At 44.5% G+C, this 25152-nt stretch carries 17 protein-coding genes; 5 read left to right on the top strand and 12 right to left on the bottom strand.

Annotation, left to right across the window (positions count from 1 at the left end; all coding sequences use genetic code 11):
- Window positions 1-89: 89 nt before the first annotated feature.
- Both PCAR9_RS03365 and PCAR9_RS03360 read right to left on the bottom strand, forming a co-directional pair.
- Complete coding sequence (locus PCAR9_RS03365) at window positions 90-371, bottom strand: DNA ligase (RefSeq protein ID WP_179982401.1); 282 nt, start codon at window positions 369-371, stop codon at window positions 90-92.
- A 6-nt stretch (window positions 372-377) separates the two neighbouring features.
- Window positions 378-1556: an alpha/beta hydrolase-fold protein gene (locus PCAR9_RS03360; protein ID WP_179982400.1), complete on the bottom strand. Its 1179-nt coding sequence runs from the start codon at window positions 1554-1556 to the stop codon at window positions 378-380.
- A 355-nt stretch (window positions 1557-1911) separates the two neighbouring features.
- On the opposite strand from PCAR9_RS03360, the gene PCAR9_RS03355 reads away from it, so the two are divergent.
- Window positions 1912-2916, top strand: coding sequence for a 5'-methylthioadenosine/S-adenosylhomocysteine nucleosidase family protein (locus tag PCAR9_RS03355; RefSeq protein WP_179982399.1), 1005 nt, complete (start codon window positions 1912-1914; stop codon window positions 2914-2916).
- Window positions 2917-2992: 76 nt separating this feature from the next.
- On the opposite strand, the gene PCAR9_RS03350 is transcribed toward PCAR9_RS03355, so the two are convergent.
- A complete protein-coding gene (locus PCAR9_RS03350) occupies window positions 2993-5803 on the bottom strand; it encodes a bifunctional aconitate hydratase 2/2-methylisocitrate dehydratase (RefSeq protein ID WP_179982398.1) in 2811 nt (936 codons plus the stop codon).
- Between the two features lie 376 nt (window positions 5804-6179).
- Window positions 6180-7418 carry a PQQ-dependent sugar dehydrogenase gene (locus PCAR9_RS03345; protein WP_179982397.1) on the bottom strand — a complete coding sequence of 413 codons (1239 nt, stop codon included), beginning with the start codon at window positions 7416-7418 and terminating at the stop codon, window positions 6180-6182.
- Between the two features lie 151 nt (window positions 7419-7569).
- Between PCAR9_RS03345 and PCAR9_RS03340 the strand changes: the two genes are divergently transcribed.
- From PCAR9_RS03340 to PCAR9_RS03325, 4 genes are all read left to right on the top strand, one after another.
- Complete coding sequence (locus PCAR9_RS03340) at window positions 7570-8046, top strand: hypothetical protein (protein WP_179982396.1); 477 nt, start codon at window positions 7570-7572, stop codon at window positions 8044-8046.
- 110 nt (window positions 8047-8156) lie between these two features.
- Window positions 8157-9725, top strand: a complete 1569-nt coding sequence (locus PCAR9_RS03335) for an AMP-binding protein (protein WP_179982395.1) — start codon at window positions 8157-8159, stop codon at window positions 9723-9725.
- Window positions 9726-9975: 250 nt separating this feature from the next.
- Entirely contained in the window at window positions 9976-12864 is a 2889-nt protein-coding gene (locus PCAR9_RS03330) for a PAS domain-containing hybrid sensor histidine kinase/response regulator (protein ID WP_179982394.1), read from the top strand.
- Window positions 12848-13927, top strand: coding sequence for a response regulator (locus PCAR9_RS03325; protein WP_179982393.1), 1080 nt, complete (start codon window positions 12848-12850; stop codon window positions 13925-13927). The genes PCAR9_RS03330 and PCAR9_RS03325 overlap by 17 nt, the downstream gene beginning before the upstream one ends.
- Before the next feature lie 206 nt (window positions 13928-14133).
- Here PCAR9_RS03325 and PCAR9_RS03320 read toward each other — a convergent pair whose 3' ends face one another.
- From PCAR9_RS03320 to PCAR9_RS03285, 8 genes are all read right to left on the bottom strand, one after another.
- Window positions 14134-15459 carry a tetratricopeptide repeat protein gene (locus tag PCAR9_RS03320; protein ID WP_179982392.1) on the bottom strand — a complete coding sequence of 442 codons (1326 nt, stop codon included), beginning with the start codon at window positions 15457-15459 and terminating at the stop codon, window positions 14134-14136.
- A 6-nt stretch (window positions 15460-15465) separates the two neighbouring features.
- Window positions 15466-16074: an energy transducer TonB gene (locus PCAR9_RS03315; protein ID WP_179982391.1), complete on the bottom strand. Its 609-nt coding sequence runs from the start codon at window positions 16072-16074 to the stop codon at window positions 15466-15468.
- Window positions 16075-16077: 3 nt separating this feature from the next.
- On the bottom strand, window positions 16078-16485 hold the full coding sequence (locus PCAR9_RS03310) for an ExbD/TolR family protein (RefSeq protein WP_012517280.1): 408 nt from the start codon (window positions 16483-16485) through the stop codon (window positions 16078-16080).
- 32 nt (window positions 16486-16517) lie between these two features.
- Window positions 16518-17036 carry a MotA/TolQ/ExbB proton channel family protein gene (locus PCAR9_RS03305; protein WP_179982390.1) on the bottom strand — a complete coding sequence of 173 codons (519 nt, stop codon included), beginning with the start codon at window positions 17034-17036 and terminating at the stop codon, window positions 16518-16520.
- 2 nt (window positions 17037-17038) lie between these two features.
- Window positions 17039-18403 (bottom strand): MotA/TolQ/ExbB proton channel family protein, encoded by a 1365-nt coding sequence (locus PCAR9_RS03300; RefSeq protein ID WP_179982389.1) that lies wholly within the window; start codon window positions 18401-18403, stop codon window positions 17039-17041.
- A gap of 13 nt (window positions 18404-18416) precedes the next feature.
- Window positions 18417-19175: a DUF3450 domain-containing protein gene (locus tag PCAR9_RS03295; protein WP_014948287.1), complete on the bottom strand. Its 759-nt coding sequence runs from the start codon at window positions 19173-19175 to the stop codon at window positions 18417-18419.
- A gap of 176 nt (window positions 19176-19351) precedes the next feature.
- Window positions 19352-22000 (bottom strand): TonB-dependent receptor domain-containing protein, encoded by a 2649-nt coding sequence (locus PCAR9_RS03290; protein WP_179982388.1) that lies wholly within the window; start codon window positions 21998-22000, stop codon window positions 19352-19354.
- 117 nt (window positions 22001-22117) lie between these two features.
- A complete protein-coding gene (locus PCAR9_RS03285) occupies window positions 22118-24898 on the bottom strand; it encodes a beta-helix domain-containing protein (RefSeq protein WP_179982387.1) in 2781 nt (926 codons plus the stop codon).
- Window positions 24899-25152 lie beyond the last annotated feature (254 nt).

The raw sequence follows: 25152 nt of genomic DNA, 5'->3' as shown, positions 1-25152 counted from the left end.
GACTAAAACGACAAAGGCAGAGTAGATTACTCTGCCTTTGGACTTTTTTTAACTGTACGTAAGAAGGTTTTTGTTTGGCTGAAAAAGCCTTAGTCAGTGATGATATCAAGAACTGAGATAAGCACATCCTCGGCAAAGGCCTCACCAAACGTTCTTTCTTCGTCACGTCTCTTTTGGTAGGTCTCTAAACATGCGTTTAGCCGCTCATCGGCCGTATTCACTTCATAAACTTCAGCGCGATTAGCTTGCTCAATACAGCGTCCAGTTTGCGCTGTCGAAACAGAACTGCATCCGCTCGTTACAGCGCAAATCCCAATCATAAAAACGGTGGCAATATTGTTTATACGTTTAATTTTGCTTTGGTATTTCAATGTAGCTTACTCATCCAGTAAATCATGCAAACGCTTTTGTCTATCTGTATAAACTTGGTAACCATCGTGCTGCGGTGTCGAAAGCTCCAAAGCCTTGTTTACGCTCTCAAGTGCTTTTTTATACTCACCCATTTGCTCGTAACCATACGCTATGCCGTTATACGGGTCAGGCATTTCAGGGTACTTAGCTATATCGTGCTTAAACAGCTCAATAGCCTTGTCGTAATTTTCAGAGCGCACATAATGATAACCTAATTCTCTAATTACCCATTCAGGCGCCTCTAATTTTTCCCCGCGTTGCTTTGAAACGCGATCGTAATATTTGGAAATGCTTTGAATATCACCATCGAACTGTTCAGGCCTTAAATAAGCTGACAAGAACAGGTTGTGATAAGCACTAAAAATAGACGCTGCCGTAACCAAGTTGTGCCGAACACCTGCATATTCATCATTTACCCACCTCAAACCAGCAGGTTGGTTTGCCCGCATACCCAAAATCATATCATCATAGTAGGGTCGCATTGGCGCCGATTCGTTGCCTATAGACGTATAGATATAGTGATCCAGTTGACTGGAAGATTTAAAAAACGCAACCGTTCTTTTTACCGGCGCGCCATAGTTCCACCACACCGCAGGACTATAGGCAATCACAGCCTTAAAAAGCTCAGGGTTTTGAGTGAGCGCATACAACCCGAATACACCACCAGCGGATCCCCCGGCTATCACCCGAAAATTATGCACCCGGTATTTATTCTCGACCATTGGGATAAGTTCAGTGGTTATAAAAGACAAAAAGTTTGCCCCGCCCCCGCCATAACCTACAGGCCCGTATGGGTCTTCATTTGCCGTAGGGAAAAGATCTCGAAAACGATCGGTATTTTCAATGGCGACTATAATTACTTCTGGCGCAGCATTTTCAGATTGAAGTGATTCAAGTACCGCATTCATTATAGGTAGATAAACCGCACCATCTAACCGATAAATTACAGGGTACTTCTTGTCGGGGTTATCTGCGTAGCCTTTAGGAAGTTGAACAACGACTTCTCGTTCTTCCTTCAACACTTTAGATTCGAACTTCTCTACTTTCAGTTCGTAGTTTTTTGCTACTTCGTTAGATTCAGCTTGAATTGACGAGCTAGCAAAAAAACACACTAATACGGTTAGTGTAATACGCTTGAATAACATAAGGGTTAAGTCCTTTTATTTGAGAGCACCTTATTTAGAGCTATGCTAAACGCTTAAATAGCCAGCTTTTTATGGGTGAGTTAATTATTTAAGTGAGCTTTTAGTTAACACTACTTGGTATACAAATTTTAAGCAACAAACAAAAAGAGTTGCCTACTCTCACACCTTTATTAATGCCTATCATCACCATAATAAGGTTGTCCATATTTAGCGATTTTGTTGGCTCGAACTTTGCCATAACTCTGCCATAGTGTTTAATTGAGACTGTTCCGATAGCTATTTATCTCCATTACATACAGTTCTCGCTCTTCAACCGCACCGTATTGGTGCAGAAAATAAATTAAATAAGGTCAATATGCGCTTAAGTAGTTTTGTTTTATTCGTGTGTATATCGCTATCGTCGTTAGCAAATGACGATACTAGTCAGTACGGTCCAAAAGATTTTTCCAATGTGACAAACAAATGGACAGCCGTGGTTGCTGCTTACGAGCCAGAGATTAAAGCCATTGACGCCGCGTTTGCGACTATGGACGACGCTCAAATTTCGCAAACAGTTTATATTAAAGGGGTTAAATATCAGTTAGGCACGTATAAAGGTGAGCCTATTGTTGTATTTAGTACGGGTGTCAGTATTACCAACGCAGCAATGACTGTGCAGATGGCGCTGGATTACTTCCCTATTGATAAGCTGGTTATGATGGGTATTGCAGGGGCCATAAACCCGAAATATACACCAGGCGATATCGCAGTGCCTGAACGTTGGTATTTCCATGACGAATCTGTCTATATCAACCCGAAGAAAGGTGACGCTAACACCTATGAACTCCCGGATTATTACGCTAAACAACTCGAATATTACAAAGCGCGACAGGAGGCAGATAAGCACTCGCCAAACTATAAAAACTTAGGCTTTATTCATCCTACTGAAGTGGCTGTAGTTAAAGAAGGGTGGGACACCCGCAAAAGAATGCCCTATTTTACTGCCGATAAAACACTGTTGGATATGGCAAAACGCGCGCTCAAAAAGATTCCGCCTATCACTATGCCGTCTGGTAAGGAAATACTGGTTGATATAGGTGGAAATGGAGTAACAGGTTCAGTATTCGTAGACAACGCTAAATACCGCGAGTGGCTGCGTGACGTTTACACGGCTGATGTTGCAGAAATGGAATCGGCAACGGTCGCACAGGTGAGTTTTGTTAACGACGTAGATTGGTTAATAATCCGCTCAATAAGCGACTTAGCGGGCGGTCAGCACGGTAAGAATGTTGAAAATGTATTTGACGCAATAGCCTCTGGCACCGGCACTAAGCTGCTACTTGGCATACTCGACGAACTCGTAGCCACCGCCCCCAAATAACAAATAAACGGGGTCAGAGACAAAAAAGCCCCAACCAAGGTTGGGGCTTTTTAACGTTTTGTCTAGCGGTAAGTGCTTATACGCGCTTAACTGCTACGTCCGCTTCAAACTTTGGTGCTACAGCCAAATCTTCTGAAGGTGGAGCAAACTTAGTTAGGTCAATGCCTTCAACCGCTTGCTTGTATTCTTCAGTTGTTGGGAAACGGCCAAGTACAGTTGAAAGTACTACCAGTGGTGTAGAGCCTAGTAGTGATTCACCTTTCTTCTCAGCAGAGTCAGCTACAACACGGCCTTGGAAAAGACGTGTAGAGGTAGCAATTACGGTATCACCCGGCTCAGCTTTTTCTTGGTTACCCATACATAGGTTACATCCAGGACGCTCTAGGTAAAGAATGTTGTCGTACTTAGTACGCGCTGCTTCTTTCGGCTTAGCATCGTCGAACTCGAAGCCTGCGTATTTCGCAAGTACTTCCCAGTCGCCTTCTGCTTTTAGCTCGTCAACGATGTTGTATGTAGGTGGAGCAACAACAAGTGGCGCTTTAAACTCTACAGAGCCGTTAAGCTTCTCTAGGTTACGAAGCATTTGTGCGATAATTTGCATATCGCCTTTGTGCACCATACAAGAACCTACGAAACCTAGATCTACTGGCTTACCATCGTAGTAAGAAACTGGACGAATAACGTCGTGGGTATAACGCTTAGACACGTCTTCGTTATTAACGTCCGGATCAGCAATCATTGGCTCATCGATTTGATCTAGGTCGATAACCACTTCTGCGTAGTATTTAGCGTTGTCATCTGGTGCAAGCGCTGGTACTTCGCCAGACTTGATTTCAGCAATACGCTTGTCAGCAAGGTCAATTAGACCTTGAAGCATGTTAGCTTCGTTATCCATACCCTTGTCGATCATGATTTGGATACGGCTCTTAGCAAGCTCAAGTGAGGCAACCATAGTCTCATTGTCAGAGATACAGATTGACGCTTTCGCTTTCATTTCTGCAGACCAGTCAGTGAACGTAAACGCTTGGTCAGCAAGTAGAGTACCGATTTGTACTTCAATTACGCGACCTTGGAACACGTTTTCGCCAGCGAATTGCTTAAGCATTTGAGCTTGAGTAGCGTGAACTACGTCACGGAAGTCCATGTGCTCTTTCATGCTACCTTTAAAGGTCACTTTCACAGACTCTGGAATTGGCATTGCCGCTTCACCTGTCGCAAGCGCTAGTGCTACCGTACCTGAGTCGGCACCGAATGCTACGCCTTTTGACATACGAGTATGCGAGTCACCACCAATGATGATGGCGCGGTCGTCTACCGTGATGTCGTTAAGCACTTTGTGAATAACGTCAGTCATTGAGTGATAAACACCTTTAGGGTCACGTGCTGTGATTACACCAAAGTTGTTCATAAATGACATTAGCTTAGGAATGTTAGCCTGTGCTTTCTTATCCCATACTGACGCAGTGTGACAACCAGACTGGTATGCACCGTCAACAGTAGGTGAAATAGTTGATGCCGCCATAGACTCTAGTTCTTGGCAGGTCATTGGGCCAGTGGTGTCCTGAGAACCTACAATGTTTACTTTAACGCGAACATCAGAACCCGCGTGAAGCGGCGCATCTGAATTTACGCCTACCGCATTGCGGTTAAAGATTTTTTCTACAGCAGTAAGGCCTTGGCCTTCGTGTGAGACTTCTTTCGATTGCGCGTAAACTGCCGGAGCTTCAACACCTAGTGTACGTGCAGCAAAAGATTGTAGCTGCTTACCGAATACAACGGCGTAAGAACCACCCGCTTTCATGAACTCCATTTTTTGAGGAGTAAATGAAGCAGAAACGTCAGCAAGTTCTTCTGAACCGTTGAAAAGCTTCTTCGCTTTGGTATCAATAGTCAGTACCGTACCAGTTGCAACAGAGTAAGCTTCTTCTAGCACTGGGTCGCCGTTAGCATCGCGAACGACTTCGCCGTTCTCGTCTGTTTTCTTAACCCAGTTTTTAAGGTCAAGACCAATACCACCAGTTACATCTACGGTAGTAAGGAAGATTGGTGCGATACCGTTAGTACCAGCAACAATTGGCGCTTTGTTTACAAAAGGAATGTAAGGACTTGTTGGCTCACCTGCCCATAGTGCAACGTTATTCACACCAGACATGCGTGAAGAACCTACACCCATTGTGCCTTTTTCAGCAATTAGCATTACTTTGGCGTTAGGGTGCTTTTTACCAAGCTCAACAATTTCTTGCTGTGCTTCAGGAGAAATCATGCACTGGCCGTGAAGTTCACGGTCTGCACGAGAGTGCGCTTGGTTACCAGGAGAAAGAAGGTCAGTTGAGATATCACCTTCAGCAGCGATATAGGTCACTACTTCAATTTTCTCTGGAACATCAGGAAGCTTGGTAAAGAATTCAGCTTTTGCGTAGCTTTCTAGCACGTCTTTAGCAATCGCGTTACCCGCTTTAAATGCTGTTTCAAGACGTTCAGTATCGGCTTCGTATAGATAAACCTGAGTTTTAAGTACTTCAGCTGCAGGCTTGGCAACTGTTTCATCATCAGAAAGTGCAAGGTCTAGAAGTGCTTCTACAGACGGGCCGCCTTTCATGTGTGAAAGTAGCTCAAGTGCAAACTCTGGCGTGATTTCTTCTACTTTTTCTTCGCCAAGTACAATTTCTTTCAAAAATTGCGCTTTAACACCAGCAGCAGGCGTAGTTCCCGGCAAAGTGTTATAGATAAAGAATTTTAGAGAGTCTTCGCGGTGCTCGTTTGTTGTATCTTTAATTTGAGCAATAATTTCAGACAGCAGTTCAGCACTGTCAATTGGCTTAGGGTTAAGACCTAATTCCGTTTTACGGGTTTCGATCTCTGCCAGATATTCTGAATACAAACTCATATAGTTCTCTCGGTCTTAGTTTTACTTGGGCGTAGTGTTAAGTCGGTCTTAGCTATACGCATATAAAAATGAGGGATATTTTAACTGATTTTTAGCAGTTACGTAATGACTGAAAGTAATCAGTTGGTTATACAACTGCTCGATTCAACGTTAGATAAACCTAAAAGAGCATAGGTGCAAAAAATGACTTTTTGCTGAAAACAATCTTTAACTATTAATTTCAGCCACTTACAAAAACAGAAATTGAATTACGGAGTCATTTTCAACAATAATGGTTTGACCAATAAAGATAAATAATAGTGTTGCACTTATGACAAAGATTCATTCTATTTATGGTGCGACCAGTTCAAATTACCATCAATTTTGAAACAAAATTTCAGTTTATTGATCTTTTATTGAACTTAGTTCTGTTTGGGCGAACTTTTACCACCTTGGCATTTCCTCCATCCGTCAATAGAAGAAGGTTGCCTTCACCATCGACCGCGATGTCTCTTAGCCTCACTTCTAATGCGTCAAAAATCTTCGTAGAAACATACTTATTCGGAGTTTTATTGACCGCATACAAGGCTTTAGCTTTCAAACTGGTAACAAGCAAAGTATCGGTCAACATTGGAAACTTATCATGTGAGTAGTAAACCATAGATGACGGTGCGATGGAGGGTGTCCAATCCACAATGGGGTCTGTCATATCCGGATAGGTTGAAAAAGGTGAAATTCTTGCGCCTGAATAGTCTTTTCCTAACGTAACGACAGGCCAACCGAAGTTCGCGCCCTTTTTAAGCAAGTTTACTTCATCGCCGCCATCAGGTCCGTGCTCATGCAGAAATACCTGCCCTTTAGGCCCTTGCACTAACCCCTGTGGATTGCGATGCCCTAATGAGTATACGTAAGGGCTTTCTGGAAATGCTGGGTTCATTAACGGCTTACCCGCTATGGAAAAACCAAGTACTTTACCTAATTGTGAGCTAATAACCTGAGCTTGCTCTCGGTAATCAAACCCGTCACCTGTGGTGACTAAAAAGCCCTGTTCTTGGCTTGCATCGCGAGTTCCAAGCTGAAGAAGCTTCCCGCCATAGTGCACAGGCGTATCTTTTGTTTGCGCGACTTCAATTACGGGTTCAATGTTACTAATGCCAGAGGTGAGAGAAAGCTCACCTTTTACTACAGCAAGACGGTTAGCATCATCACTACCCTTGGAATAACTGAGTAATACAGTGGGGTTGGCGGGGAACTGAGAAGGGATAAGAATATCTAACACACCTCCCTGCCCTTTTGTATATAAATGATCGAGACCCAAAGAAAATCTAGAAATTTCACCTTCATCATCAGCAATAACGAGCTCACCATCCCTTGTCACTATCACTATATGCGTAGTTGCGTTCACCTCATCAATAACCGTTGTCAACGCCTTCGGGAACGCTAACGAGGTTACTAAGTGCTCGGTTACAACATTGCTAGCAAAACTTTTTAATGACGCCGACACATCACTTATACCTGCATGCTTTTCAGTATTTCGTGTGGGCTCGACATCAACGTCAGACGCCAGAACTTGCGAAAACGCACCACTAGCTAACGCGAAAACCAAAAACTTTTTTATAGTACGCACTGACTTCATTGTGATTGCCCTCGCTCGTCTTTACTAATTTTAATTAAGCTACAGTGATATGCTTAGTGAGTAAGCGTAATATAACTACATTCAGTCTTCTTGTTGCGCTTTGTCGAGAGTTAATACATGGTACTTACTGACGAATTTCGGAATGTATGGCATGAGACACTCAACTCGCCGCGCTATTTTTCATTTTGTCCCATCTTGGGCAGTCGGTTTCCTACTTGCAAGTGTATTTCATTCAATCTCTGTTTTGATGGGCTTGGCTCAAATTGGCGTGGAGTTAAACGTTAGCGATTGGCTTTCCATGATATGGCAGGACGCTTTAGGTCTCTTACCCACTTACGGTGCTATTATCGCCGTTACTTTACTGTTAGCTTTCTCAATAACACACTTTATCGTTAAGCAACTCAACCTTCACGAAGCAAAAAGCGCGACCAGCACTAGCCGAACCGTTCTATTCGCTGTTGCAGGCGGCCTCTCTTTTCTATTGATGTTACTAGCCATGCAGCCCATTTTAAATGTCACCCTTATTGCGGGTGCTCGCTCGTCGCTAGGGCTTGGAGCACAGTGTTTTGCGGGCTTCTGTGCGGGATACATTTACAGCCAATTCAGTGATAGTTTTAGCACCCATTAATAACTAAAACTTATACTATTAAATAAGCCAACACTGATGTAAATAAAAAGTTAAGTTTGCTAATGTAAGGTATATACTTTACATCCTTTGCCTTACTAGGAATAAGCAACATGATAACTTACCCTGATAATGTGACATGCCTAGCCGACTATATTGAAAGTGTTTTACAGAAGTTTGCAGATAAACCTGCATATACGGCTCTTGGACAAACCCTCACGTTTGCCGATATCGACAGTAAGTCGTCTGCGTTAGCCCGCTATTTTGTGCACGAAGCAAAGCTGACTCCTGGTACAAAAGTAGCCATTCAACTTCCTAACCTTATCCAGAATCCTATTGTCGTTTATGCCGCATTACGCGCGGGGCTTGTTGTAGTAAATACTAACCCGCTATACACCGAGCGAGAAATGAAGCACCAGTTTACCGATAGTGGTGCAAAAGCCTTGGTGATCTTAAGTGACTTACTTCCTAAGTTTACCAACATTAAAGATGATACTGGTATCGAGACAGTTATTACGACATCAGCAACAGAGTTACTAGATCCTAGTACAGCGCCATCGCTCGACGGGACGATTTCTTTTACCAAAGCAATTGAAATAGGAAGTGCACTGCCTTCGTTCTCTCGTCCTTCAATAGCGTTAGATGATCTCGCCATGCTGCAATACACCGGAGGTACAACCGGCGTTTCTAAGGGCGCAGCACTTAGCAATAAGAATGTAATGGCTAACTGTATTCAAATGCTTGATCGCATTGGTGTAGGCTTCAAAGACGGCGAAGAAGTGTTGGTATGCCCGTTACCGCTTTATCATATTTATGCGTTTACGGTAGGTATGATGGCGCTATTTGCGAAAGGCACGCACATTATTCTTATTCCTAACCCGAGAGACATCGACGGTTTCATTCAAACACTTAAGCCTCATAAAATATCCGCCTTTATGGGTATAAATACGCTATTTGTCGGTCTTGGGCGACATCCAGAATTTGCAAAACTTGATTTTTCTAATCTTCATCTCACTATGTCTGGCGGTACAGCGCTTACCCAAGCAGCTGTGTCAATTTGGCGAGATGTAACGGGTAACACCATCACCGAGGGCTATGGCCTGTCTGAAACCGCGCCCGTGGTTTCATTCAACATTCCAGGGAAAGAGGAAATAGGCACAGTCGGCCATAAGCTAGAAGACACTGAGGTAGCCCTTCTTGATAGTTATGATAAGCCAGCTTCAGAAGGTGAGTCGGGGCAAATAGCTGTGCGCGGACCGCAGGTTATGATGGGCTATTGGAATCGGGATGATGAAACGGCAAAGGTAATGACCGAAGACGGCTTCTTCAAAACCGGTGATATCGGTATTCGCACAGAATCTGGCGCAATTAAAATTATAGACCGCTTAAAAGACATGATTATTGTTTCAGGCTTCAACGTTTATCCGAACGAAATAGAAGATGTGCTAACGTCGCACCCCAGCGTGATGGAAGCCGCTGTTGTTGGCAAGCCTGATGATAAGACAGGAGAGCGAGTATGTGCTTACATTACGCTATCAGGGGATGTATCGACGGAGGATGTTATTGAACATTGTAAGACGCAGTTAACGAACTACAAAGTGCCGAAGTCAATTACAATATTAGAAGAACTACCTAAATCAACTGTAGGTAAAATATTGCGTCGAGAACTCCGTTCTGCCTAAAAACACAAAACAGCACAAAAATAGCAACTAATAGAAAAGCGCATAGTGACAAAACCTATGCGTTTTTTTATTTTAAAATCAGGCAACTGCTACCAAAGAATAAGCTTAACGTGTTGAAAAAATCGCGGTTCTGTCTTTAACTTAAACAAACCCCAATCACTTTCGTTGCACTTATGCAATTTACGACATTACCTGTCTACCAACTGTCTTGCTCTAGGTTAACTTTACGTCTTCCAAAGGGCCTTTTGTTGTGAACCGCCCATTGCTAGAACGTCAGGCTATGGACAAGCATGGCATGGTTGCAACTATGGATGTAAAAGGGAATATCCTTAGTGCTAATGAAAAGTGTTGTGAGTTCTCAGGGTTTTCTGAACAAGAAATAGTGGGTGAGAATATCACCGCCTTCGACATCACCAATATTACAGTGGATGAAAAGTACGAGATATTCAGCTCACTTTCACAAGGCCAAATATGGCAAGGCGAAGTTCACAGCATAAGAAAGACGGGGGAGCCTTGGTATGTATTTGCCACTGTGGTTCCAGTTGTTAAAAAAGCCAATCTTGTCGACCATCTCATTATTATTGGGACAGATATTTCCCAACAGAAACGTTTAGAAAAGCGTCTTTCTGAAGGACGCGCCTTTTACCGCAGCATTACCGATAGTATTGGAGAAGGGGTTTATGCAGTAAATGCAGCAGGCCAAACGCAATTTCTTAATCCTGCCGCTTCTCAGCTTCTAGGGTGGACTTTAGAAGAACTTCAAGACCGTCGTTTTCACGATACCGTCCATTACCAAAAGGGAGACGGCACCCTCCTTCCTAGAGAGCAATGTCCAGTAAACCTCGCTATTCGCAATGGAGAGTCTTATACCTCATATGAAGACTTTTTTACCGATAAGCGAGGCAGGCTATTCCCTATCTCTATCGTTGCGGTACCGCTGATGAATAACGAAGGTGAACCCGACGGGCATGTGGGTGTATTCAACGATATCAGCGGCCAAAAAGCCATTGAACAGAAGCTACAAAAAGCCTATGACGAAGCGCAAAGTGCAAACAAAGCCAAAACCGACTTTCTTGCTACAATGAGTCACGAGATAAGAACGCCGATGAACGCCATCATTGGTTTGACGCATTTAGCCTTAGAAACAAACGATAATGAACAGCGCCAGCAATACTTAGAGAAAGTTCAGCGCAGTTCAAATGCGCTGCTCGAGTTGATGAATAGTATTTTGGACTTTTCCAAAGTTGAAGCCAATAAAATAGATATTCTCGACGAGCCATTTACGTTAACTAAAATGATAGAAAAGCTGGCGCAGGTGTTTCAAGTAAAAGCACAGCAAAAACATCTTCAGTTACTTTTTGATATTCGCTGCAATACCAACACGCCATGCAAGGGGGATAGCGAAAAAATCTATCAAGTCTTAATAAATCTATTAAGCAACGCTATCAAGTTTACAGAAAAAGGTTACGTTCTCCTTAAAGTCGATAAGCGGGATAATCACCTTTTCTTTAGTGTAAGCGACACCGGAATGGGAATTAGCGATGCAGGCAAAGCAAAACTTTTCAACGCTTTCGAGCAGGCTGATGCATCCATTTCTCGAAAGTTTGGTGGTACAGGTTTAGGGCTTGCGATTTGTAAGCGACTTGTAGAATTCATGGGGGGAGAGCTTACCCTCGAAAGTCAAATAAATGAGGGAAGTTGCTTTGCATTCTCGCTTCCCGTTTGCCTTGATGACGAGACGCCTACTAAGGCTTTACTTCCTGTCTCCCTCCCCTCAGAAGTACTTTGCATTCAGACACACGAAAGCGTGGAGCAAGGATGTCATATTCTTTGTCAAACGTTAGAAAGACTTAACATCAACTGTCAAATTGTAGATCAGGCAGAAGGGCTATTTTCACAGCAGGCGCCCTTTAGCATCGCTTATTTACCCATTGATGAATCTAGCTGGAAACGCTTTGCCAATCACATGCAATTTGGTGAATACCGCGACTTAAACGTCAATGTTCTGATAACCCCATTTTGTCGAGAAGACGTTCGTAAGCGATTTGGAAAAATTTTCCCTAGTGATGTTCGAATTATTGAGCTTCCATTTACAGAAAGCGAAATTATTTCTGCTTTATCGCCTTTGCAAGTGTCGACAAATCAGGAGGCAACCGAAGGTCTTGAAAGCAAAAAGTGGCGAACGAATCGATTGGCAGGTAAGCGAGTATTAGTAGTAGATGATGACCTAATAAGTGTGGAGATAAGCCAACAAATCCTTGCTGATTTAGGCGTAAAGGTGTTGACCGCTACAACGGGAGAGCATGCGCTGGCACTTTGTAACTCGAATACCTTTGACGCCATTTTACTTGATTGTCACTTGCCAGATATATCTGGTTATGACATCGCAGAAACACTAACGCAAAATGGAAATTGGTTCACGCCAATTATCGCGCTAAGTGCTGATGAAACCAATGAGGCATCAGAAAAAGCGCTAGCGGCTGGTATGTGCCATCATTTAGTAAAACCCGCCACAGCAAACGAAATTGTCCATACTATCGATATTCATATTCACTCAGGCTATGTTGATATCATGCCTTTGGATGGATTGAATAAATTCTTCACTGCTTTATTAGATTTTTACAACAAGTATAGCCAACGAAGCGTAATGTCGGACCTGCTCAATATTTTTCATGCGCCATCCTGCACAAGCCAGCTATTAAAAAATTTAATTGCAGATGCTCAGAAGATTGGGGCAAGTACACTAGAACGACATTTACAACGTATTATAGACGTTCAACAACGTCCGGATACGGTCATTGCGAAGTACATTGCAGAGCTTTCTTTCGAGCTAGATGCGACGCTGCGTCTAATTGCGCATACCATAGATAAAACAGGCCAAAAAAATGACTCGGTTGAGAGTAAAAACATGGGAACGGAGCCTCTGCTCTTATCTCTATACCAAATAAAAACCTTTCTTGAAGCTTATGATGCAAAAGCACTTGACCATATTACTGAAGTTGCAGCTTGCCATTGTGATTCAGCCCATTCACACAGCATAAGTCAATTAAAACAGCGGGCCTCTGTGTATGATTTCGAAGGGGCTTTAGTTGTGGCGCAAAAAATCATAGATGAAATTAAGCATGAACAAGCAGAATAAAGTAGCACAAAAATTCAGTATCCTCGTTGTAGACGACGAGCCAGCCAATATTGATATATTGCTTGGCATACTAAGCCCTTATTATGATGTTAAGGTCGCGCCATCCGGCGCGGTTGCGCTAAAAATAGTGCAGCAATTCACGCCAGACCTAATATTGTTAGATATTATGATGCCGGGAATGGACGGGTTTGAAGTTTGTAAAAAGCTAAAAACGGATAGACTGCTAAGTAAAATTCCGGTCATTTTTGTTACGGCATTGACCCAAGGAGAAAACGAGGAAAAGGGTTTTAAACTTGGCGCCGTCGACTATATAACTAAACCGGTATCGCCCAGTATTACCCTTGCGCGCGTGAAAACGCATATCAGCCTCGCTCATCAAATGCGTACTACCGAACATTTAGTGTCAAAACGCACTGAAGAGCTTAGCAAAAGCCAGCAAAGTGCCATTACTATGTTAGCGGCAGCAGGACACTATAATGACACAGACACAGGGCACCACATTTGGCGCATGGCTGCCTACAGCAAATGTTTAGCGATTGCGTGGGGATGGTCCTATGATGATGCTTGCTTGTTAGCGCAAGCCGCGCCTATGCACGATACAGGTAAAATAGGTATTCCCGACGCTATTTTGAAAGCGCCTCGAAGGCTAATAAACAGCGAAATGGAAGTGATGCGCACCCACGCGCAAATTGGCCACAAAATTCTTTCTCAATGCGATACCCCGTTGTTTAATCTTGCTGCAGAAATTGCTCTATGTCATCACGAGAAGTGGAATGGTACGGGTTACCCCGAAGGTTTATCTGGAGAAGACATCCCTGAAAGTGCTCGTATAGTCGCCATTGCCGATGTATTCGATGCCCTTACGATGAAACGCCCTTATAAAAAAGCATGGTCTGACGAAGAAGCATTTGAACACCTTAAAGAAGGAGCAGGGAAACATTTCGACCCCAGACTAGTAGAGTGTTTTTTTTCAATCAAACAGGAAATACTAGATACTAAAAGCCATTGGAATCAGCTAGAGGCGGAAGGCCAAATGGCATCAGTAACGGATTTACTCCCCTAATTACTTGAAGCCACTTATGATCACTTAAAAGCATTTAAAGCTGCCTTTAGCCACCTACCGTCACTACTAATGGCAACCTAGCAAAGCAAAAGATTCGCGGCTTTTAATTTAATACCAGTGCGCATAGATAATAACCCATGAAGATATAAAAAAAGGTCGATATTTCATCGACCTTTTCAATTAACGCATGCATTCGAGCACTGGCTTTAACTGGCACCAAGCTCGGCAGCGATGGCATCAGCCTGACGCTTTTCACCCTGCACGAACTGCTTCCACTGCTGTGCCATAGCACGGCTTTTCTGATGCTTTTCAGCTTCTGCTAATTGGTTAAGTGCAAGGGCATATTGCTTTTTATTGTAAAGTGCCATGCCTTTTATCAAGTAGACCAAACCGGGGTTTCTTAACTCACCTTTTTCAACCGCGCGGTCTGCCGCTGCAATTGCATCGTCGAAACGCTCTTCATTAAGAAGAATTTGCGCTAGCTGTGCATCTAACTCACCGTCTTCAGATAGTTCAGCCGCTTGCATCATCACTGGAATGGCTTTGTCTTGCTCTTTAGCAAGTGACCAGCTTTGACCTAAGAACTTGAGGTTGCGCAAGTTTTTCTCGAGCACACCGTCGTTCATTGCCTGCTCCATCAACTTAGCACCTTTATAAGGTACACGGTGATAGTAATAAAGCTGTGCCATGTTAAACACGTCAGCTGACGTATTAACAAACCCGCGTTGATAAGCGGTTTCCATGATGGCTAACTGCTTGCGCTCTTCGCCTAGCTCACCGTACATACCGGCTAGCTGGATCCAATACTTAGGCTCGTCAAATAGCTTCACCATTTTAATAAGAACGTCTTTAACCTTCTGAGGCTGCTTGAGTTCATAGAAAATAGCACGCTGAAGTATTAACCAGCCTTCGTCAGGGATCATGCCTTCGGCTTCGTGATCGGCAACGGCTTCAGAAATCCACATTGCAGCTTCGTCGTACTGCTTGTTCTGATAGTACGCCTGGGCTTTGATGACTTTATTTTTAACCGGTACTGGCCCCGTATTCAGACTTTCCCAACGTTCCAAATAAGTGATGGTATCGTCGTAATTACCCTGCATAAGGTTAAGCTGGGCCAAACTGAAAAGTGTAGTCATTTCGAACTTTTCAGGAATAGGCTGTTGCTCTACCACTTTCGCGAACGATTCCAACGCCTTTGCATAGTCTTCGTTGTTGTAATAAATGAAGCCGAAAAAGTTGTACATCATGGCTTTTTCGTAGGCATTCATAGAGTCAGCCTTATCTTCTACTTCTTTCAAAATAGAAATGGCCTCTTCTACATCGCCAGCTTCATCTGCTGCCGTTTGCGCGCGGGCTAGCTGCTCGTAGACTTTGCCGCGCAGCGTAGGCACACGGCGAGTTTTCTTCTCGCTCGCTTTTTGCTCTTGCGCAACAGCCTCACCAGCAACCAACATAGTAGGTACAGATACCGTGGCCGATGCAAATGCAAACGCCAGTGCACTAAGCAAGGTATTCGTTTGTTTTCTCATCATGTTCTGTTACCCGTCAATTTGGAACGAAATACGGTTTTGTACACCAGACACTTCTGTTGCTTCACCGTTAACCACACGAGGCTTATATTTGAATTTCATGGCTGCATCAATAGCCGCTTGTTCAAAAATACCTGAAGGATTCGCTTCAACAACAATTGGGTCGCGTACTGCGCCTTGTTTGGTTACCGTAAATTCAACAATAACGAAACCTTCAATACCCCGCTGAAGAGCACGTCTTGGATAAACTGGCGCTACTTTAACGATAGGCAGATATTCACCGTCACCAGATTCAAGAGCCAAACCGCCTTCTAGCGAGATGTCGTCCCCGACTTCAGCACCAAAGTCCATCGATGTACCTTCTGCATCTGGAGAAGGTGAGTCCATTTGAGGTTGCTCCATAGGCGGAGGTGGCTCTTCAGGCTTAGGTGGCTTCTTCGGCTTACGATCTTTTTTCTCAACCTGTTCATCCTGCTTAACCCTTACGAAGTCAAGCACGCTTCCCTTTGGCGGCTCAGTTAGTGCGCTGCCACCCATCTTGATAAGCGATTGCATCAAGAAGAACAGGCCTAACGTGATCGCAAGGGAAATAACAAATGCGATTAAATATCGTGGCATGATTTATTGCTCTTGGGCTGCAATCGAAACATCGTAAACGCCAGCGGCTCGCGACGCGTCCATAACCTTAATTAAGGTTTCTGTTGTGGCCTTTTTGTCAGCCTGAATAACAACAGTTCCTTGTGGGTTTTCAGCGTGTAGGCGCTCGATGTTCGCCTGTACTGCGCGAACGTCGATACGACGTTTGTTAATCCAAATTTCACCTTTATCTGAAATAGCGATAAGGATATTAGCGCGGTCCTTTTTCACAGCGGTGGCTGCTTCAGGACGGTTAACATCGATACCGGCTTCTTTCACAAATGACGCAGTCACGATAAAGAAGATCAACATGATAAATACAACGTCCAGCATGGGCGTCATGTCGATGTTTGCTTCTTCCTCATCGACTAGGTTTTGAAAGTGCTGCTTCATAATAAATACCTTACCTTAACGCTTAGCTAGCATTAACGTTTAATAATCAATGCATCCTCAAGATGCGTGCGTTCTGATTTCACCATACGAGTTAACCAGGTAGCGGCGAATACGCCTGAAAGTGCGCCAACCATGCCCGCCATTGTCGGGATAGTAGCTTTCGATACACCTGATGCCATTGAACGAGCATTACCTGAACCCGCAATCGCCATTACATCGAACACTTCAATCATACCGGTAACCGTTCCCATCAAGCCTAGCAGCGGACAAAGCGCAACCAGTGACTGGATAATTGGGATGCTGCCGTTAAGGCGCATGGTTAACTGTGAAATTGTTTTCTGACGAACCTGCTCTGCGAACCAAGAAGAGCGATCGGAACGTGCTGTCCACATTGCTATCGCTTCTTTCTTGGCTTGCTTGTGCCAAACCATCAGATACATCGCACGCTCGAGGATCAAAAGCCACATAACGAATATCAGCAGACCGATGACCAGGAGAACCTGGCCACCTGTTTCTGTGAAATCGCGAATTGCTTCTAGAAACTCGATCATGATTAGCCTCGCTCAGCGCGCTCTGCAATTACGCCAGACGCCTGTTCTTGTAGGATGTACACAATATTCTTAGAACGTGTGTTTAGCATTGCGTAAAGCAGTGTCATTGGAATCGCTACAACAAGACCTAGTACTGTTGTTACAAGTGCAGTTGAAATACCACCTGCCATTAGTTTCGGGTCACCTGTACCAAACAAGGTAATTGCCTGGAAGGTGTTGATCATACCGGTTACCGTACCTAGTAGACCCATAAGCGGTGCTACAACAGAGATAATCTTAATGATAGTTAGGTTACGACCTAACTTAGGCACTTCGCCCAAAATCGCTTCAGTAAGGTGAAGCTCAAGCGCTTCTACGTCTGCGTTTGGATATTCATCACGAACTTTAAGTACACGGCCAAGCGGGTTGTTAGTGTTAACTTCTTTGCTCTTAAGCTGCTTGTTCACTTTCATACGCGTTAGCGTAAGCGTTACCAGGCGCTCAAGGGCAAGTAGAAGACCGAATGCACCAACGATAAGAATGATATAACCTACAACACCACCCTGCTCTACACGCTCTTTAAGGTTAGGCGCTTGAACAAGAAGCCCAAGAATTGAACCACCTGTTGGGTCGATACCAAACTGAACGAGTTCACCATTTGATGCTTGTAGTTCAGCGGCAGAACTCATATAGCGGTCAGCAGGCTGACGTACTAACTCAGATACTGTGCCGGTTACGCCGTTGTAGTCTAAGTATTTGCCATCAGCAACTAGAGCAAACGGACCAACGCGTACTACCGATTTATTCACTTTTTCACCGCCCGCTTCAACAACGTCAGTTGTGAAGGTGGTGACTTTGCCGGCTTCCGTCATTTCGCGCTGCATTTCAAACCAAACGCGCTCAATTTCTTCAATTGATGCAAGTTTAGAGCTTGAACCCATGTCTTGCGCCATTTTATCAAGGAAGTCAGAACGACCCGGAATTTGCGCAGAAATAACTGAGTTATAGAATTTGTTTTTGGTGTCGCCAGCGATTTGCTGAAGTACGCCGAATAGCTCTTTTAGTGAACCAAGACGTGTGTCTAGTGCACCGTTTAAGTCAGCCAGTTTAAATTCGTTTTCTTCAAACTGTGTTTCAAGCTGCTCAGATTGTGCAAGCATTTGGTCGCGCTTTTCACGGGTTTCGCGAAGAATGCGATCTTGCTCTGCACGTTGTGATTGGAAGTCACGCTCTCGCTGTTTGTTTTGCTGAGACTGTGCGAACTGACCTTCTTCTAATTGCTTAAGTAGTGCGTCTAAGTCCATGGCACGGTCGCTTTGTGCGAAAGCACCAACGCTGATGCTAAGGGCTGCTAGACCAACAGCGATACGTTTTACTGTGTTAAACATTCTCATCAACCTCTTAGTCTGTAATTGCCACTGGCAGCATTAGCAAGTCTGGTGCAAGTTGCTTCTTCGCCATGCGCAGACCTTTTGTAATTTGTGTACGGTAGCTGCTATCAAGCTCTTCCCACTGACGAGTTTGCTTGTTCCAAACACCCTGCATGCTTGCATCACGTGTTTGATAAATTAGCGCTGTGCGACCAAGGCGTAGGAATTCAACGTCACGCTCTTGACCGTTAATTGAATGAATACCGCTGTACGCTTCCATAGTGCGGCCGTAGTCCATCTCTACTTGATACGCTTCCATTACGCGGCGGAATTTCTCAGACGCAGCAACGTCGGCACGGTCCATCATAGCGCGAAGGTCAGCAACGCGATTTGCGCGCTCTTCTGGAAGGAATGGTACGTCTAGCGCAACAAACTGCTCTAGGCCGTCAATCATGCGCATCATTAGTGGCGTGATTTGACGCTCAACAACAGACACTTCATCGATAGCAGCATTTAGGTCTGCCATTTCTTGCTCTTGGTTATTGATTTGCTTACGAAGCTGAGTGTTATAAACCTCAAGGCCTTCGATTTCTTTCATCAATGTTTTGAACTGTTGAAGTTTGCTGTCGATTTGATCGGTAATACCGTTAATCTTTTCTTGCGATTTCGCCGCTGACTCGTTTATTTTCGCTGCCTCATCGACAACGGGTTTTAAGACTTCATCGTCTTGTGCAAGCACGGGTGTCGCTGCTAGCGCACCTGCCACAAGCAAGGCATTGATAAGCTTCATACATTCAAACCTTTAAAGTTAAAAGAAATCGGTTGTATCCGACTATAAATTTCTGCGCGTAGGATAGGATTTTTCTGTGACAGTTTTATTACGGAACTGTCATAAATAGACCAAAAGTGTCATCTTTTACTCATAAAAAAGGCCGCTAGTTAGCGGCCTATTTGGTAAGTTCAGGTTTAGAAGTCGTATTTGAATGACAACCTTATACCTGTACCTCGCGTCTCAGACCTAAGCAGCGTATCGTTGAACTCAATTTCACGATCTTCGCCTAGGATATTCTGAACACGTAATGTGACAGTGCTATTAAAGTCTGGGTAGTACTTGTACACCATATCTAGAGAATGGAACGGTTGTTCGAAGTTATCGTCAAAACCGTCGATACCCGGAATTAGAATACGCTCACCAAATACGTTATAGACTAGTGACGCAGAGTGCTCGCCGTTGTCTGAGTCGTAACCCAACTGCATGTTAAGTACATACTGAGAGTGACCCGTCATACGTCGCTCAACATTAGTGATTGCCGCAGAAACACCGGTTTGCTCAACGATATTCTGACGATCTAAAACGATTTCAGAATCACTGATTGTAATGTTACCCGTGGTAAACAAGTTGTCCCAAATACCGTCGCCAATAAACGCTAGGTCTTGTAGGAATTCCACTTCAACCCCGTAAACTTCACCAGACTCAGCGTTAGCAATACGAATAAGCGGAGGGCCATCCTGAGCAGGAGACTGTACTGATTCGATTGGCGCTTCCATGTCTTTGTAGAATAAGCCTACCGATACGTTGTTGCCTGCTTCTCGATACCATTCCCAACGTAAATCATAGTTAATGATATCCGTTGTACTTACACCCGGCGTACCCGCAATTGGGAAGTTAGTTAGTGGGTCTAGGTAAGTCGCTGACGATACTTCACGAAGATCTGGGCGAACTACCGTTTGACCAATACTTGCGCGTAGCTGCATATCGTCTTCTAGGAAGTAAGTCACAGCAAGCGCTGGATAAAAGCCATCTTCTTGGAATGCCAGTTGAGAGCGGTCAGCCTCGTCGCTCAAATCGAACTGATTAGTACGCGGATCTAATGGCGCCACTACCTGACGGAAGTCTTCATAACGTGCACCACCAGTGAAACGCCATTTGTTGTCATAGAAGAAATCAGCTTCTAGATAATACGCATCAATTTTCTGACCCGCTACATAGTCATCACCAGCAATAGTCGTATCACGAATGATAGGTCGGCTAGACAAAGACAGGGTGTCTAAAACGCTGTCGCTGAAGATTTCGCTAAAGTCGTTACCATCTAATATTGAACGGTCTTCAACACCTAACGTATTGATGTCGAAACGACGGTTTTCAGCAGTACGAGTTTTGGTTACAAAGCTTGCACCCACTTTGTACTCGGTTTCCCACTTACCCATTGTCATGGGGTAAGTCACGTTATAGCCAAAGTTTTCCAAACGATCGTGAAGGTCTTGGAAGGTGTAACGTGCCGCAGTCTGTGCATCAGACAAAAAGATTTCGTTTTCGTCATCGAAAATACCGTCTTGGTTCACGTCTTCCATTACGAAACGCGCGTTGAAGTTACCTGGTGCATGGCGCACCGAACGGCCTAATGAGTATGTCCAGTCAATACCCATGAAGTTTAGCTCTGGGATTGTATGCTGGCCTTTAAGCTGATTGGTATATAGCGAGCGTTCTTCGTACTGAACATCAATATCTCTAATACGCAAGCCTTCTGCTTGGTTTAGGTTTTCAGTATTACCGAACATCTCGCGGATTTCGTCGCGTGTATCGTTTAGCACGATAAGGCTGTAATCAATACGATGTTGACGGTTATAATCTACACCTAGTGTTAATAGTGAAGACCAAGTCACCGTTTGCTCAGTACCTTGGATATCATCAAAGAAGCGCACATTGATGATGTCATCGCCGACTAAGTCAGGGTCTTGTAGCTCATATTCTTCAGAAGAGCGGGTTTGGGCTGAATAACGTGAAGTTACCAAAAAGCCAAAGCGCCAGTCTTCATCGTAATCATAACTGTCACCATAAGTGACATTAACGCGCATGTCAGGATCGGCAGACTCTCTTTCTAGCCCGTATTCTCTATTAACACCTTTGAACAGTTCTAATGCTTCTTCTGGCTCAAGATCGTCTAAGAAGTTTTTTGAATCCCAACGTTCTTGTATCGCGGTAGAAACTGCACGTGTGCCATCGTCTTCCCCCGTCCAGTCACGTCCACCACCTGCATAATCTAATACGTCACCTGAATTTTCTGTGTCAATACCAACGGCGGCCGACACGTTGAAAACGCGCTGTGTAGGTATAGATTTCAATCGGATATTTACGTTACCACCGCCGAATGCCGCAGGCATAGATGGTGAATACGATTTTTGAACCGCAAGGCTTTCGATAATGCTCGACGGGAACAAGTCGAGCGGGATTACGTTACGCGTCGGATCTGGGCTTGGCACGATTGCGCCGTTTAATTGTGTTGATGAGTAACGCTCACCAAGGCCGCGTACGTAGATGAAACGACCATCTACAAGTGTTAGACCAGTTACACGGCGAAGTGCGCCCGCAGCATCACTGTCACCGGTACGAGCTATCTGCTCAGCACCCATGATGTCAGCCACGAAAGCTTGATTTTTACGTTCTTCCATTACTGCCGTTGCCGTGCCCTTTAAGCGCGTACCGGTAGCGACAACTTCCTCAATCACTTCGTCTTCGTTTGATTGAGCGAAAGCTATAGACGTTGGGAGCATAATGCTCGCTGCGACGGCTAAGCTGATGGGTTTTAGAAGAAACCTGTTAGCAGGTCTGTTCATGATGAACCTCTTTAGAAAGGAATACTTTCACGAAAATATTTCGTGTCTTACAAACTTAAAAGCAAGTGCGCCACTTTTGCAACGCACTTGCTTGTTTTTAGCTATGCGAACTGGGCCTTATTCAAGACCAACAGTCCATCCCGCAGTCCAGTCGTTATCAGCGTCTTTAACTGCGCCGATAAAGTCTACTGAAGAGAAGAAGCTGTCTAGCGTCGATACGTCAGTAGCAGCAGTTGCGTCTACTGTGTAGATACCGTTAAGTACCGTTGCAGTGTTGTCTAGTAGCGTATTACCAGATTGCGCAGTGAACCATGCTTCTTGGTCGAAATCACCAGAGTTGTTGATGTTTTCAGCACACGCTAGAACAGACGTTTCGAAAGTAAGTTGCGTTTCGTTAGTGCCGTCCATATTGGCAAGTAGCGTAGTGTCGCCATCGCTTAAGTCAGCTTCGAAACACTCGCCCATTCCCGCAGGACCGGTTACAACAAAGTTGTATAGCTGTGCGTTAGTTTGGTCGCGAAGTAGAACACCTTCAGAGTCAGCGTCAGCGGTATCGAACTCGTTACCAATGATAGTCATGTTAGCAACCATTGGATTTGAGAACGCAGTACCGTCACCGCCGTCACCATCGCCTTCAATAGCGCGGTTAGCGTCTGAGTTGTCGTCAGCATGCTTAACCAATACGAACTGTAGCTTACCTACGTAGCCGTTATCCCAGTCTACAGAGTCATCTTGGATGCTTGTTAGCGTTAGGTACTTAACGTTTACTGCACCACCGAAGAACTCAACACCGTCATCCGCGTTTTTGTGTACTTGTACATATTCAACAGTAGTACCAGAGCCAACACCACCAAAGGTGATACCGTTAAGCTCGTTGTCAGGCGCGATTTCGAAACCACCGTGCATTACGCGGACGTAGCGAAGTGTACCAGAGCTATCTGTATTATCTGTACCGCCGAATACTGCACCTTCTTGTGCACCTTCTACTTGAAGTGAACATGAAGTGCCATCTTGTGGACACTTAGTTGATTCGCCGTTACCTAGGACGATCATGCCGCCCCATTGACCAGCTTCACCTGCATCAAGACCGCCAACAACGTGGTCACGTGAAGTGAATGTAATTGGGTTTTCGGCAGTACCGTTTGCGTTAATCTCTGAGTCACGGCTAATTACTAGGTAATCATTGCCAGATGCGCCGTAAACGGTTACGCCAGGCTCAACAGTAAGGGTTGCGCTGTTTTCCTTGTCGCCACCTACGAATACTGCACCAGAAAGGGCATATAGATTGCCTTCTGTAAGCGTTAGGTCAGATGTGATGGTACCTGACACCTCACACGTAGTAGTTGAACCGTCTACTGGGGTGATTGAAGTTGTACCTGATGGGCAGCCAGAAGCAGATTGTACTAGTTCGATGTTACCGCCACCGAAACCGAATGCCCAACCTTGACGCCAGTCATCTTCACCTACAGCACCAATGAAGGTGTTCGCTTCGAAGAAAGTATCAAGCAAGGTTGACGCGTCACCGCCAGCAGTAAGCAGTTCACTTTCTGCTGTCAATGTACCGTCTTGGTTAAGACCAAGGTTTGCACGGTCTTCAAATGCGATTAGCTGGTTACCATCTTGGCCAGTGAACCATGCTTCTAGGTCAACCGCACCTTCTGGCGTATTGAACGGCTCAGAACATGCAATCGCTGAGTAAGTCATGGTTAGGTCACCATCAGAAAGGTTAGCTTGAACCGTTTCGTCAGTATCCATCTCCAAGCACTCGCCCATACCTTCTGGACCAGTGATAAGGAAGTTCATTAGGTTAGCGCCAGTTTGGTCGCGAAGTAATAAACCTTCTGAATCCGCGTCAGCTGTGTCGAAGCTATTACCGATCACAGTCATGTTAGCGATCATTGGCTGAGAGAATTCTAGGCCGTCACCACCGTCACCGTCACCTTCGATACCGCGGTTCGCGTCAGAGTTATCAGCTGCGTGTTCCACATATACGTATTGAAGCTTACCTGTGTAACCATTGTCCCAGTCTACTGAGTCATCTTGGTTAGCAGTAAGTACAAGGTGTTTTGCGTTTACCGCACCACCGAAGAATTCAACACCGTCATCAGCGTTGCTGTGAACCTGTACGTAATCAACTTCTGTACCTGAACCAACACCACCAAAAGTAATACCGTTAAGTTCATTGTCTGGTGCAATTTCAAAGCCCGCATACTTAACAACAACGTACTTAAGGATACCAGAGTTGTCTGTATCGTCAGTACCACCGAATACCGCACCTTCTTCTGCACCTTCTACTTGAAGCGCACAGTCAGAACCATCTTGTGGACACTTAGTTGACGTACCGTTACCAAGAATAACCACACCACCCCATTGGCCTGCGCCAACTTCATCACCAACAACATCGTTAAATGATGTCATGATGATAGGAGCAGATGCAGTACCTTCGGCTTCAATTTTTGAGTCACGGCTTACAACCAGATAATCTGCACCAGTACGACCGAAGATGATTGTACCTTCTTCAATAGCAAGCGTTACGCTGTCTGCTTTGTCGTTACCGATAAATACTGGACCTTCAAGTGCCCATACTGTGTCGTTAGTTAGTGTGATTACGCCTTGGTCGTCTGCGTCATCTGCAGTTAAACGACCGGTAAGTACACGAACTTCAACGTCCTGACCGAATGCGTCGCTTACTTCGCCGCTAAGGAAAGTACTTGATTCACCTGGAGCTGCATCATCTGAACCTGTATCGCCACCAGTATCGCCACCAGTGTCACCACCGTTGTTATTAGTTACGCTGTTATCAATATCACCTTCGCTGATATTAATATCGCCACCACAGCCTGCTAGCACAAGCGCTGTAGCAATAGCTGAAGCCTTGAAAAGTTGCTTAAGTTCCATGTGTTTCTCCAAGTACGGTATAATTATGGATTTTGAAAACGCGGAAACTTTAACTGAGGTAGATGACACATTTGTTACATTAAGGCGCTGTAACAAAAGTTTCACAGAAAAAGTTCAAATTTAAGCTAAAAAAAGTTCAATAGATGCAATCAGCCAACAAAAAATTCGCTTTTTTTCTTATTTTACCTCAACTTAATACGCACTCGCTGTCACCAACTGCTGAAAAACATGCACTATCAGGGTGTGGGCGGTAT

This window comes from Alteromonas macleodii, from assembly GCF_903772925.1.
Classification (GTDB): domain Bacteria; phylum Pseudomonadota; class Gammaproteobacteria; order Enterobacterales; family Alteromonadaceae; genus Alteromonas; species Alteromonas macleodii_A.
Note: the sequence above shows the minus strand (reverse complement) of the source record. Positions and strands in the feature narration are given on the sequence as shown.